Origin of the sequence: Rhodocyclus tenuis (genome assembly GCF_014197755.1) — a bacterium.
Classification (GTDB): domain Bacteria; phylum Pseudomonadota; class Gammaproteobacteria; order Burkholderiales; family Rhodocyclaceae; genus Rhodocyclus; species Rhodocyclus tenuis.
The window spans coordinates 82,800-96,238 of record NZ_JACIGE010000004.1; the positions used below are offsets into that span (position 1 = coordinate 82,800).

Annotated in this window: 12 protein-coding genes; 9 read left to right on the top strand and 3 right to left on the bottom strand. The window is 64.3% G+C overall.

Annotation, left to right across the window (positions count from 1 at the left end; translation table 11 throughout):
- The 3 genes from murI to GGD90_RS06895 form a co-directional block, all read right to left on the bottom strand.
- Positions 1-786 (bottom strand): glutamate racemase, encoded by a 786-nt coding sequence (murI, locus tag GGD90_RS06885; RefSeq protein ID WP_153115537.1) that lies wholly within the window; start codon positions 784-786, stop codon positions 1-3.
- A gap of 85 nt (positions 787-871) precedes the next feature.
- Entirely contained in the window at positions 872-2,404 is a 1,533-nt protein-coding gene (locus GGD90_RS06890; RefSeq protein ID WP_153115538.1) for a fumarate hydratase, read from the bottom strand.
- 133 nt (positions 2,405-2,537) lie between these two features.
- Positions 2,538-3,077 (bottom strand): TIGR00645 family protein, encoded by a 540-nt coding sequence (locus GGD90_RS06895; protein WP_153115539.1) that lies wholly within the window; start codon positions 3,075-3,077, stop codon positions 2,538-2,540.
- Positions 3,078-3,409: 332 nt separating this feature from the next.
- On the opposite strand from GGD90_RS06895, the gene acs reads away from it, so the two are divergent.
- From acs to GGD90_RS06940, 9 genes are all read left to right on the top strand, one after another.
- Positions 3,410-5,380 (top strand): acetate--CoA ligase, encoded by a 1,971-nt coding sequence (gene acs / locus GGD90_RS06900; protein WP_153115540.1) that lies wholly within the window; start codon positions 3,410-3,412, stop codon positions 5,378-5,380.
- A 217-nt stretch (positions 5,381-5,597) separates the two neighbouring features.
- The gene (locus GGD90_RS06905; RefSeq protein WP_153115541.1) at positions 5,598-7,508 is read left to right on the top strand and encodes a DUF294 nucleotidyltransferase-like domain-containing protein; all 1,911 of its coding nucleotides are present in this window, start codon (positions 5,598-5,600) and stop codon (positions 7,506-7,508) included.
- Between the two features lie 79 nt (positions 7,509-7,587).
- A complete protein-coding gene (locus tag GGD90_RS06910; RefSeq protein WP_153115542.1) occupies positions 7,588-8,307 on the top strand; it encodes a 3'-5' exonuclease in 720 nt (239 codons plus the stop codon).
- Positions 8,308-8,320: 13 nt separating this feature from the next.
- Positions 8,321-10,366, top strand: a complete 2,046-nt coding sequence (locus GGD90_RS06915) for a sodium:solute symporter family protein (protein ID WP_153115543.1) — start codon at positions 8,321-8,323, stop codon at positions 10,364-10,366.
- A 71-nt stretch (positions 10,367-10,437) separates the two neighbouring features.
- Positions 10,438-10,701, top strand: a complete 264-nt coding sequence (locus GGD90_RS06920; RefSeq protein WP_153115544.1) for a DUF4212 domain-containing protein — start codon at positions 10,438-10,440, stop codon at positions 10,699-10,701.
- Positions 10,702-10,712: 11 nt separating this feature from the next.
- On the top strand, positions 10,713-11,012 hold the full coding sequence (locus GGD90_RS06925) for a hypothetical protein (RefSeq protein WP_153115545.1): 300 nt from the start codon (positions 10,713-10,715) through the stop codon (positions 11,010-11,012).
- A gap of 93 nt (positions 11,013-11,105) precedes the next feature.
- The gene (gene surE / locus GGD90_RS06930; RefSeq protein WP_153115546.1) at positions 11,106-11,849 is read left to right on the top strand and encodes a 5'/3'-nucleotidase SurE; all 744 of its coding nucleotides are present in this window, start codon (positions 11,106-11,108) and stop codon (positions 11,847-11,849) included.
- Positions 11,850-11,869: 20 nt separating this feature from the next.
- A complete protein-coding gene (locus GGD90_RS06935; RefSeq protein ID WP_153115716.1) occupies positions 11,870-12,502 on the top strand; it encodes a protein-L-isoaspartate(D-aspartate) O-methyltransferase in 633 nt (210 codons plus the stop codon).
- Positions 12,499-13,437, top strand: a complete 939-nt coding sequence (locus GGD90_RS06940; RefSeq protein ID WP_153115547.1) for a peptidoglycan DD-metalloendopeptidase family protein — start codon at positions 12,499-12,501, stop codon at positions 13,435-13,437. The genes GGD90_RS06935 and GGD90_RS06940 overlap by 4 nt, the downstream gene beginning before the upstream one ends.
- Positions 13,438-13,439: the final 2 nt, after the last annotated feature.

The following is a 13,439-nucleotide window of genomic DNA, read 5'->3' on the forward strand; positions in this document are numbered from 1 at the left end:
TTACACCTCGACTTTTCGCGCCGGCAGCGCAAGGCGCTGGCCGAGCCAGCCAAGGCCGAGCGCCGGCAGCGCCGCCTGCAAGCGTTCCGGGCTGGCGCTGGCGAGGAGTTCGAGACGACCGCTGCCGTGCGTGTTGCTGCCGGCCAGACGCACGCACTGGCGCGCGACGGCGTCGGCGACTTCGACCAGACGCGCGCGCCCGGCGACGATCTCGAGCAAGCTTGGTGCGAGAAAGGCGTAATGCGTGCAGCCGAGAACGATACGGTCGGCGCCAGCGGCGAGCAAGGGTTCCAGTCGCGCGCGGGCATCGGCGACAAACGCGGGATCGTCGAGCTGCAGCGCTTCGACGCGCGTCGCCCAGCCGGGGCAGGCTTCGACATCGACGCGCACCTGCGCGGCATGGTCACGGATCAGCCGTGCCAGGCGCTCGCTGCGCGCCGTCGCGGCGGTGGCAAGTACGGCGATGTGGCGCTGCGCCGAGTCGGCGGCAGCCGGTTTGACGCCGGGTTCGACGCCGACGACGCGGGTGCGCGGAAAGCGCGAACGGCAGGCGGCGACGGCGGCGGCAGTTGCCGTATTGCAGGCGACGACGATGACACCGCAGCCGCGGTCGACCAGATGCTGGCCGATCGCCAGCGCGCGCGCGCGGATGAAGGCGTCGTCACGCTCGCCGTAGGGCACATGCGCGCTGTCGGCGAGATAGCACAGGTCGGCATGCGGCAGCGCGCGGGCGATGGCGGCGAGCACCGAGAGGCCGCCAAGGCCGCTGTCGAAGACGCCGATCATCGCGGCTGCCGGCGCCGGTTGAAGCAACGCTCAGCCGATTCCGGCCGGCAAGCATCGTCGGCCCGGGCGCAGAGTCCTCGCGCCCTCAGGCGACGACGACGGGAATCTTGCCGATCCTGGCGTGCCATTCGTGCGGGCCGGTTTCATGCACCGAGGTGCCGTTGGCATCGACGGCGACGGTGACCGGCATATCCTTCACTTCGAATTCGTAGATCGCTTCCATGCCGAGGTCGGCGAAGGCAACGACGCGCGCCGCCTTGATCGCCTTGGCCACGAGGTAGGCGGCACCGCCGACGGCCATCAGGTAGGCCGAGCGATGCTTCTTGATCGCGGCAATCGCTTCGCGTCCGCGTTCGGCCTTGCCGACCATCGAGATCAGGCCCGTCTGGCCGAGCATCATCTCGGTGAACTTGTCCATGCGCGTCGCCGTCGTCGGGCCGGCCGGGCCGACCGCCTCGTCGCGCACCGGGTCGACCGGGCCGACGTAGTAGATGACGCGGTTAGTGAAGTCGACCGGCAGTGCTTCGCCGTTGGCGAGCATCTGTTGAATGCGCTGGTGCGCAGCATCGCGGCCGGTGAGCAACTTGCCGTTGAGCAGCAGCGTCTGACCCGGCGTCCACGCGGCGACCTGCTCGCGGGTCAGCGTGTCGAGATCGACGCGCGTTGCCTTGTCGAGATCGGGTAACCAGTTCACCTGCGGCCAGTCCGACAGGGGGGGCGGCACGAGGTGCGCCGGGCCGCTGCCGTCGAGATGGAAGTGTACATGGCGGGTGGCGGCACAGTTCGGGATCATCGCTACCGGCAGGCTGGCGGCGTGCGTCGGGTAGTCGAGAATCTTCACGTCGAGCACGGTGGTCAGGCCGCCGAGACCCTGCGCGCCGATGCCGAGCGCGTTCACCTTCTCGTACAGTTCGAGGCGCAGTTCCTCGACGCGCGTGAGCTTTTCGCCGGCCTTGGCGCGTGCCATCAGTTCATGGATGTCGACCGGCGCCATCAGCGATTCCTTGGCCAGCAGCATCGCCTTTTCCGGTGTGCCGCCGATACCGATGCCGAGGATTCCCGGCGGACACCAGCCGGCACCCATGTGCGGTACCGTCTTCAGCACCCAGTCGACGATCGAGTCGGAGGGGTTCAGTGCGACGAACTTGCTCTTGTTCTCCGAGCCGCCGCCCTTCGCCGCGCAGATCACTTCAAGGCCATCGCCGGCGACGATCTCGACGTGCAGCACCGCCGGCGTGTTGTCCTTCGAGTTCTTGCGTGCGCCGGCCGGGTCGCGCAGCACCGAGGCGCGCAGCGGGTTGTCCGGGTTGGTGTAGGCGCGGCGCACGCCTTCGTCGACCATTTCCTGAACGGACATGGTCGCGTCCCACTGCACGTTCATGCCGACCTTGAGGAAGACGACGCCGATCCCGGTGTCCTGACAGATCGGCCGGCGGCCTTCAGCGCACATGCGGCTGTTGGTCAGGATCTGTGCGATCGCGTCCTTCGCCGCCGGACTTTCTTCGCGCTCGTAGGCTTCTGCGAGCGCTTTCAGATAGTCGAGCGGGTGGTAGCAGCTGATGTACTGAAAGGCGTCGGCGATGCTGTCGATGAGGTCTTGCTGACGGATGACGGTCATGGGCGGGTCTCCAGTGCGGTGCCCGGCGGGCGCCGTCGCTCCTCAAGCAGAGGAGGAGATGCAGGGAAAGTGAAAAAATTTACGCGCAGAGCGCAATGAATTTGCGGCGCTGCAGCATGCCGCTGGCGCGCTCTCAGTGGTGGTCTTTCGAGAGCAGCAGCGTCTGGTTCATGATCTTGTCGACCCACACCATGGCCATCGCCGAGACGAGGAAAACCAGGTGGATGATGACCTGCCACTTGATCGCATGCTCGCTCATGTTGGCGGCGTTGATGAAGGTCTTCAGCAGGTGGATCGACGAGATGCCGATGATCGCCGTCGACAGCTTGATCTTGAGCACGCCGGCGTTGACGTGCGACAGCCACTCGGGCTGATCGGGGTTGTCTTCGAGATCGAGCCGCGAAACGAAAGTCTCGTAGCCACCAATGATGACCATGATCAGCAGGTTGGCGATCATCACCACGTCGATCAGGCCGAGAACGACGAGCATGATCGCCGTTTCGTTGACATGGCCGCTCTCGAAGACGTCCTGCACGAGATGCGTTAACTCGACCATGAACAGGTAGACGTAAACCGCCTGCGCGACGATCAGACCGAGATACAGCGGTGCCTGCAGCCAGCGGCTCCAGAAAATCGTCTTCTCAAGCCGGCTTTCGAATGGATGCTTCGTCATTGATCGAGCGATGTCCTGTGCAATAAAAGGAGCCTGATCGCGCCAAAGCGCGCAAGGAGCGGCGATTCTAGCACCATTCTTTCGCCTCTCGCCCGTGCTGCCGGATGTTGCGCTGCAGCGTTTTTGTGTAAGCCGACTGTAAGAAAGAGGGCGTCAAATCGCGCTCCATTCGCTTCGCGTCCGTGCATGCCGAAGGTATCATCAGACCCCGGCAACGATGCGAAGCTGCCTCATGCAGCACCGCAAGCAAGGAATATTTGTGCACTGTCCTTGCGCTGTCGTTGGCCGTTTTGCAGCCCATCACGATTCACGCTTTGTTCAGGAGACAAACGATGTCTGATACCCAGTCCTTGCAGGTTTTCCAGCCGCCCGCCGATTTTGTCAGCCAGGCGGCTATTTCCGGCATGGAGGCCTATCGCGCACTTTGTGCCGAGGCCGAGCGCGATTACGCGGGTTACTGGGCGCGGCTTGCACGCGAGCACCTCAGCTGGAAAGTGCCGTTCACGCGCACGCTTGACGAGTCGCAAGCACCGTTCTTCAAGTGGTTCGACGACGGCCGTCTGAACGTTTCCTACAACTGTATCGACCGCAACATCGAAGCGGGTCTCGGCGAGAAGACTGCGATCATCTTCGAATCCGACGACGGTACGGTTTCCCGCGTCAGCTACAAGGACCTGCTCGTCCGTGTCTCGCGTTTTGCCAATGCGCTCAAGGCCTCCGGCGTCAAGAAGGGCGACCGCGTCGTCATCTACCTGCCGATGTCGGTCGAAGGCGTCGTTGCCATGCAGGCCTGTGCCCGCATCGGCGCTACGCACTCGGTCGTCTTCGGCGGTTTCTCCGCGCAATCGCTGCGCGACCGCATCAACGACGCCGGCGCCGTTCTGCTGATCACCTCCGACGGTCAGTGCCGTGGTGGCAAGTCGCTGCCCTTGAAACCGATCGCCGACGAAGCGCTGGCGCTGGGCGGCTGCGAATCGATCATGAAGGTTGTCGTCTGGCAGCGTACCGGCGCCGAGTGCGCCATGCAGGCGGGTCGCGACGTCTTCTGGCAGGATTTTGTTGCCGGCCGGGCGGATTTCTGCGAGCCCGAGTGGGTCGAGGCCGAGCACCCGCTGTTCCTGCTCTACACCTCGGGTTCGACCGGCAAGCCGAAGGGCGTCCAGCATTCGACCGGTGGCTACCTGCTGCACGCCGTGCTGACGATGAAGTGGACCTTCGACCTGAAGCCGAACGACGTTTTCTGGTGCACCGCCGACATCGGCTGGGTCACCGGTCACACCTACATCGCTTACGGTCCGCTCGCCTGCGGCGGCACGCAGATCGTTTTCGAAGGCGTGCCGACCTTCCCGGATGCCGGCCGTTTCTGGAAAATGATCCAGGAGCACAAGGTTTCCGTCTTCTACACGGCGCCGACGGCGATCCGCTCGCTGATCAAGGCGGCCGAGGCGACGGCGACGGTACATCCGCGCAACTACGACCTCTCCTCGCTGCGTCTCCTCGGTTCGGTCGGTGAACCGATCAATCCGGCGGCGTGGATGTGGTACTACGAGAACATCGGCGGCAGCCGCTGCCCGATCGTCGATACCTTCTGGCAGACCGAAACCGGCGGCCACATGATCACGCCGCTGCCCGGTGTGACGCCGCTGGTGCCAGGTTCGTGCACGCTGCCCTTCCCGGGAATCCAGGCGGCGATCGTCGACGAGACCGGTACCGAGCTCGACTGGGGCAAGGGCGGCATCCTTGTCGTCAAGCGTCCGTGGCCGTCGATGATCCGCAATATCTGGGGCGACGCCGAGCGCTTCAAGAAGTCCTACTACCCGGACGATTTCAACGGCCAGCTCTACCTCGCTGGCGACGGTGCGACGCGCGACGCGCAGACCGGCTACTTCACCATCACCGGCCGCATCGACGACGTGCTCAACGTCTCCGGTCACCGCATGGGCACCATGGAAATCGAGTCGGCGCTGGTGTCGCATCCGCTGGTCGCCGAAGCGGCCGTCGTCGGCCGTCCCGATGACCTTACCGGCGAAGCGATCTGCGCGTTTGTCGTGTTGAAGGGAATCCGCCCCGAAGGCGACGCGGCGAAGAAGATGATCAAGGACCTGCAGGATCACGTCGGCAAGCAGATCGGCCCGATCGCCAAGCCGAAGGACATCCGTTTTGGCGAGAACCTGCCGAAGACGCGTTCCGGCAAGATCATGCGCCGCCTGCTGCGTTCGCTGGCCAAGGGTGAGGAAGTGACGCAGGACACCTCGACGCTGGAAAACCCGGCGATTCTCGATCAATTGCGCCGCGGCGTTTAAGCCCAGGCAGCGCCGGGGCAGCGTCCGCAGGGCGGTGCTCCGGCAAGATTTTGGAGTGGCAGGAGACAGATCGCTGCGTTCCGTTACGGTCGGACAGGCGGTCGTGAAAATTGGCGAAAAGCGGCCAGCAAGGTCGCGCCCGGGCCGGCGGTTACGAACTGCCGGCCTGTTCATTTTCTTCGCCGGGTGACGGTGCCGGAAACAGGAGAAGCAGCGGATGAGCAACAGCGCCACGCAGATGCTGGTCACCGCGACGAGCGAGTTCCTGCGCCGTTTCCCGCCTTTCGACCGGATGGAGGCGGAGGCGATGCAGTATCTCTGCGAACGCCTCAAGCTGGCCTATTACGCCAAGGACACGCCGATCGTCACGCCCGACATGGGCGTCCTGCAGCACTTCTACATCGTCCAGCGCGGCAAGGTACTGGCGCGCGGGCGCGGTGAAGTCGGCGTCATCGACTATTCGACGATGAGTCTCTCGCCGGGCGAGGCTTTCCCGATCGGGTCGGTGACCGCACAGCGTCCGTCGACCAATACTTACACCGCGGTCGAAGACGTTTTCTGCTACGAACTGCCGGTCGATGACTACTTTGCGCTGATGCGCATGAGCCCGACCTTCAACGCTTTCTGCACGCAGTACATCGCCAGCCTCCTCGGTCAGTCACGGCAGCAGCTGCAGGCCGAGTTTGCGCAGCGTGCGGCTGAACAGCAGACGATGAACTCGCCGCTGTCGTCGATCATCAAGAAGGAGCCGGTGTTTGCCCGCCCCGAGACGAGTCTGCGCGAGGTGATCGGCATCATGGCTGCCGGGCACATCGGCTCGATCATCATCGTCGACGACGAGCAGCGGCCGACCGGCATCTTCACCCAGTCGGATGTCCTGAAGCGGGTCGTGCTGCCCGGCGTTGCGCTCGAAGCGCCGATCGCCGCGGTGATGTCGCCCGATCCGCACACGCTGCCGGTAGCGAGCACGGCTTACGACGCGGTGCTGGCGATGGCGCTCTACGGCATCCGCCACGTGCTCGCCGTCGATGAAGGCGGGCGACTGAAGGGCGTTGTTTCCGAGCGCGATCTGTTCGCGCTGCAGCGCGTCGGCCTGCGCCAGATCCGCCAGTCGATCGAGACAGCGCCGGATATCGGCCTGCTCTGCCAGGCGGCGAAGGACGTCCGCCAGCTGGCGCTGAACATGCTGGCCCAAGGTGTCGGCGCCGAGCAGCTGACGCAGTTCATTTCGGCGCTGAACGATACGCTGACGCGACGCGTCATCCAGCTCAATCTCGACCGGCACGATCTCTACGGCATCGACTGGGCCTGGCTTTCGTTTGGTTCGGAAGGTCGCGACGAGCAGACTTTCAGTACTGACCAGGACAACGGTCTGCTCTTCATCTGTACCGACATCATGGATCGTGAACAGACGCAGCTGCGCCTGCTCGACTTCGCGCGCGACGTCAATGCCGATCTCGACCGCGTCGGCTTCCCGCTTTGCCGCGGCAACATCATGGCGAGCAATCCCGAGCTGTGTCTGACGCTCGAGGAGTGGGAGGAGAAATTCCTCGGCTGGATCCGCACGCCCGATCCGAAGGCGCTGCTCAACGCGTCGATCTTCTTCGACTTCCGGCCGCTGTTCGGGCAGTTTCATCTCGCGCACCGGCTGCGCCTGACGCTGCTCAAGGCAACGCAGGACAACCGTCTGTTCCTGCGCATGATGGCGCAGAACGCGCTGAGCGTGCTGCCGCCGCTCGGGCGGATTCGCGATTTCGTCACCGACGCCGACATCGAACATCCGGGGACGATCGACCTGAAGAAATTCGGTGCCCGCCTGTTTGTCGACGCGGCGCGCGTTTTCGCGCTGTCTTCCGGCGTCGCGGCGACGAATACTGCGCAGCGTCTGCGCCTGTCGGGCGCCGCGCTGAAGGTATCGAGCGACGAATCCGCCGGCGTCGTCGAGGGCTTCAACTTCATCCAGTTGCTGCGCCTGCGTCACCAGAACTTCGAGCTCGAACACGGGCGTGCCGGCGATAACCGGCTCGACCCGGATCAGCTCAATGAGGTCGAGCGGCGTATCCTGAAGGAGGCATTCCGTCAGGCGCGCAAACTGCAGCAGCGGCTCAAACTCGATTACCAGACCTGAGCAAGGTGTCAGCTTCCCGCCTCAGCCCGCGCGGTCGGGCCCCGGAGAGAACGTCATCCGTCGCTGACGGAGGCGGCCGATGAGCTGGCTGTCACGCCTCTTCTCATCGCGTAAGTCGGCCGCGCAGCTCGATCTGGCAGAGGCACAGCAGCAGGCGCTGGCGGCGTGGCGGGCGCTGCCGGCGCCCGACCTGACGCGCCCACATTACCAGACACGCTATATCGTCGTTGACGTCGAGTCGAGCGGGCTCGACATGAATCATGACCGGCTGATCTCGATCGGCGCCGTCGCCGTCGTCAACGGCGTGATCGACTTCCAGGACGTCTTCGAGACCATCCTGCGCCAGGACGAGGTAAGCACCACCGACAACATCCTCATTCATGGCATCGGCGGTTCGGCGCAGCGCGCAGGCATTGATCCGCCGGACGCCTTGCTCGCCTTCCTCAACTACTGCGCCAAGGCACCGCTGGTCGCTTATCACTCGGTCTTCGACCAGACGATGATCGAGCGCGCGCTGCAGCGCTATCTCGGCGTTGCGCTGCAGGCGACGTGGATCGACCTTGCCTGGGTGATGCCCGACCTGTTCCGCGAACGCATCGATGCCCAGGTCTCGCTCGACAACTGGCTCGAACTGTTCGCCATCGAGAACATCCAGCGGCACAACGCTGTTTCCGATGCGCTGGCAACGGCGATGCTGCTGCAGGCCGCGATTTCGCGCGGTGGCGGGCGCGGCGCGAAGACACCGGCGAGTTTCGTCGATACCGAGAAATCGCGCCGCTGGATGCGTCGCTACGGTTGATCGGGACGACGCAATGCGTGATGTGTTCGATGTGTCGATCCGCCTGCGCCGCTATTTCACGCTGTATACGGGCGTCTTTGTGGCGCTCGTACTGGTGCTCGGCGTTCTCGAGCATTTCGGTCTGCCGCCGCGCTGGATCGGCTATTCCTTCCTATTCCTGACGATCATCCTCTACGCGACGATCGGTGTACTGGCGCGCACCGCCAACGTGTCCGAGTATTACGTCGCCGGCCGGCGCATTCCGGCCATTTTCAACGGCATGGCGACCGGCGCCGACTGGATGAGTGCCGCCTCGTTCATGGGGCTGGCCGGCACGCTCTATCTTTCTGGCTATCAGGGGCTGGCCTACGTGATGGGCTGGACCGGCGGCTACGTCCTCGTCGCCCTGTTGCTGGCGCCCTACCTGCGCCGTTTCGGGCAGTACACGATTCCCGACTTCCTCGGCGAACGTTACGGCGGCAATGCGGCGCGGCTGGTCGGCGTTGCCGCCGTCGTGCTAGCATCTTTCGTTTACGTCGTCGCGCAGATCTACGGCGTCGGGCTGATCACCAGCCGTTTTGTCGGCCTGCAGTTCGAGGTTGGCGTCTTCGTCGGACTCGCCGGCATTCTCGTCTGCTCATTCCTCGGCGGCATGCGTGCGGTGACCTGGACGCAGGTTGCGCAGTACGTGATCCTGATCGTCGCCTACATCGTGCCGGTGGCGATGCTGTCTTACAAGGCAACCGGCTTGCCCCTGCCGCAGTTCGTTTATGGCGAGGTGCTGGCCAAGGTTGAGGTGCTGGAGACGCGGCTGTTCGACGATCCGGCCGAACTCGAGGCACGGCGCCTCTATCGTGAGCGCGCCGACGCCATTTACGAGCGCATCCTCAATCTGCCCGATTCGCTGCATGAAGAACGGCAGCGCCTGTCGCAGAAAATCAACGAGCTGAAGAACGGCGACGCGCGCATGCGCGACATCGTCGTTTACGAACGACAGCGCCGCGAACTGCCGCAGAACGCCGACGAGGCGCGCGATCGCTGGGATTCGGCGATGCACGTCGCCGCCGAGCGCGGTGCGACACCGACACATCATTCGACCGCCTATCCCGGCAATGACGAGAGCGAGCGCAATCTGGCGCGCGTGAACTTCCTCGCGCTGGTGTTCTGCCTGATGCTCGGTACCGCCGCGCTGCCGCACGTGCTGATGCGCTACTACACGACGCCGACGGTGCGCGAGGCGCGCAATTCGGTGTTCTGGTCGCTGTTCTTCATCCTGCTGCTTTACTTCACGGCGCCGGCCTACGCGGTTTTTGCCAAGTTCGAGATCTATTCGGGGGTGATCGGCAGCAGCATCGCCGAACTGCCGGCGTGGATCGCCGCCTGGAGCAAGGTTGGTCTGGTAGCGATCGAAGACATCAACGGCGACGGCTTGCTGCAACTCGCCGAGCTGACGCTCAATCCCGACGTGATCGTTCTGGCAACGCCGGAAATCGCCGGCTTGCCCTACGTCATCTCCGGGCTGGTTGCCGCCGGTGCGCTGGCCGCTGCGCTGTCGACCGCCGACGGCCTGCTGCTGACCATTGCCGGCGCGCTGTCGCATGACGTCTATTACAAGATCTACCGGCCGCAAGCGTCGACGCAATGGCGCTTGCTGGTGTCGAAAACCCTGCTGCTGGTCGTCGCCGTGCTCGGTGCGACGGTGGCGGCGCAGAAACCCGCGAGCATCCTGTTCATGGTCTCGTGGGCGTTCTCGATCGCCGCTGCTGCCTTTTTTCCGGCGCTGGTCTGCGGTATTTTCTGGAAACGGGCGAACCGTGCCGGCGCGGTCAGCGGCATGCTCGTCGGCATGTTGCTGACGATCTACTATCTTGTTCGTGTGCAGTTCGATTCGATTCCCTGGCTCGGCATCCACGGCATCGGCATGGCGCCCTGGTTCGGCATCCAGTCGGTATCGGCCGGTGTCTGGGGCGTTGCCGCCGGCTTTGTCACGATTGTCGTCGTCAGTCTGCTGACGCCGCCACCGGCGCGATCAATCCAGGAGTTTGTCGAGCAGGTGCGTTATCCACAGATGAGGGTCTGATTGCTTTGCATCCAGTCTTGCCATGGCGTTTTCCCGTTTTTCGGGTGCGGCGCCGGGGCGGAGAAATACATATGCCGTTGACGCGAAAACAGGAGGCTTACTGGCGCCGGAATCTGACGGTGAGCGCGGCCTTGCTGACGATCTGGTTTGTTGTGAGCTTCGTCGCCAGCTTTTTCGCGCGCGAGCTCAACGAGTTCACCGTGTTTGGTTTTCCGCTCGGTTTCTACATGGCGGCGCAGGGTTCCTTGATCATCTATGTTTTCATCGTCGGCTATTACGCGTACTGCATGAACCGCCTCGACCGGGAGTACGGTGTCGATGAGGAACACCGCTGAAAATCCGCACCATGCACCTCGAAATTTTTCTGCTCGGGATCCTGCGCGCGCTGGTCGAAGTGGCCGTGCTGTCGCTGCTCGCGCAGGGAGTCGTCGGCCTGCTTGCCGGCACTGCGCGCCACGACAACCCCGTTTATCGCGTTTTCGCGATCATTACCCGGCCGGCGCTCGGCGCGATCCGTTTCCTCACGCCGCGCCTGATACGTGACGAGCATGTTCCGCTGCTCGCGTTCTTTCTGCTCTTCTGTCTGTGGATACTGCTCGCCTACCTGAAACGCACGCTGTGCCTTGCCAACGGGCTGATCTGCTGAGCTTGCCCCGGCCGGCGCGACATTCAGGCCGGCCTGCGTTAGAATCAGCGAGTCGCTCGTCCGCGTTCGCGGCGGGCTTTTTTTTGGGCTGACATGCGCATTCTGCTGAGCAACGACGACGGTTATTTCGCGCCGGGGATCGAGCATCTGGCGCGCGCACTGCGCGATCTGGCCGACATCACCGTCGTTGCTCCCGAGCGCGACCGCAGCGGCGCCAGCAATTCGCTGACGCTCGATCGTCCCCTATCGCTGCGCCGCGCCGCCAACGGCTTCTATTTCGTCAACGGCACGCCGACCGACTGCGTACACCTCGCCGTCACCGGCATGCTCGACGAACTGCCCGATATGGTCATCTCCGGCATCAATCACGGCGCCAATATGGGCGACGACACCATCTATTCGGGGACGGTGGCGGCGGCGACCGAAGGCTATCTGCTCGGCGTGCCGTCGCTGGCCATTTCTCTTGCCAGTCGCCACTGCGAGCACTTTGCGACGGCGGCGCAGGTGGCGCGGGAGATCGTCGCCGATCTGCTGCAACGCCCCTTTGCCGAGCCGATGCTGCTCAACGTGAACGTCCCCGACCTGCCTTACGCCGAACTGCGCGGTCGCGTCGTCACCCGCCTCGGCAAGCGGCACAAGGCCGAACCGGTGGTGCGCATGCAGACGCCGCGCGACGAGACGGTGTATTGGGTCGGCGCTGCCGGCGAAGCGCAGGATGCCGGCGAGGGTACCGACTTTCATGCCGTGCGCCAGCAGCGGGTTTCGATGACGCCGCTGCAGATCGATCTGACACATAACGCGCAACTGGCGAGCCTGCGCGACTGGATGGGCGAGTGAATACCGCGGTCGGTATCGGCATGACCTCGGCGCGAACGCGTGCACGCATGATTGACCGCCTGCGCGAACGCGGCATCCGTGACGAGCGCGTGCTCGCCGCGCTGGCCGCCGTGCCGCGCCACCTCTTCGTCGAAGAGGCGCTGGCCTCGCGCGCCTACGAAGATACCGCGCTGCCGCTCGGTAGCTCGCAGACGATTTCGCAACCTTATGTTGTCGCGCGCATGATCGAAATCCTGCGCGCCGGCGGCCGCGAACTGGGCAAGACGCTGGAAATCGGTGCCGGCTGTGGTTATCAGGCGAGCGTGCTGGCGGAACTGGCCGATGAGGTCTATGCCGTCGAACGCATCGGCGTGCTGGTCGAGCGCGCGCGCCTGAATCTGCGCCGCGCCGGGCAGCTCAAGGTGCGTCTGCAGTATGCCGATGGCCAGTTCGGGCTGCCCGAAGCAGCGCCCTTCGATACCATCATCCTGGCTGCGGCGACGCCGCAACTGCCGCCAGCGCTCTTGTCGCAACTGGCGCCGGGCGGCAGAATGATCCTGCCGCTGGGGGCCAGCGAGCAACATTTGTCATTGATCGAACGGCGTCCCGAAGGCTTTGTCGAAAGTCGTCTGGACGATGTCCGTTTTGTTCCGTTGCGTCAGGGAGTCGAATGAATCCGCAACCCCGTCGTCGCCTGCCGAGCCTTGTTGCGGCTGCCGTGGCGACCCTGCTTCTCGCCGCCTGCGTCAGCAAGACGCCGGCGCCTGTGGTCGAACGCGCTACGCCGACGGCGAGTGCTGCCGCAGCCGTCGCCGTGATTCCGGCCAAGGACCTGTACACCGTCAAGAAGGGCGACACGCTGTACAGCATTGCGCTCGACAATGGTCTCGACTACCGGGAGCTGGCCGGCTGGAACGGCATCGACAATCCGCACCGCATCCTGATCGGCCAGCAACTTCGCGTCAAAGCGCCGGCGGCAGCTGACGGTGGATCGTCGGAAGTGGCGCAGGCCAGACCGATAACGTCGGCGCAGATTGTCGAAAAGCCGGTGTTGGCCGGCAATACGGAAATGCTCAAGCGCGAGCCGAAGGCCGGCAAGGAGGCCTACTCGGAGCACGCCTTGGCGCAGGCGCAGGGACAGCCGCCCGTGAAAACCGTCGAGCCGGCGCCCGCTGCCACGCTTGCTCCGGCCGCTGCCGCGAGTGCCCCGCCGGCCAAGCCGGCCGAAGCGCTGGGTCCCGACGAGATCGTCTGGTTGTGGCCGGCTGGCGGCAAGGTGATCGCGACTTTCAGCGAGGGCGCAAACAAGGGCGTCGATATCGCCGGCAAGTCAGGCGAAGCGATTCTCGCCGCCGGTGACGGCAAGGTTGTCTACAGCGGCTCCGGCCTGCGCGGTTACGGCAAGCTGGTGATCGTCAAACACAACGGCACTTACCTTTCGGCCTACGCGCATAACCGCAATGTCCTGGTCAAGGAAGGGCAAGCGGTGAGCAAGGGGCAGAAGATCGCCGAGATGGGCGACAGCGACGCCGATCAGGTCAAGCTGCACTTCGAGATCCGGCGTCAGGGCAAGCCGGTCGATCCCTTGAAGTACCTGCCACCACGCTGACG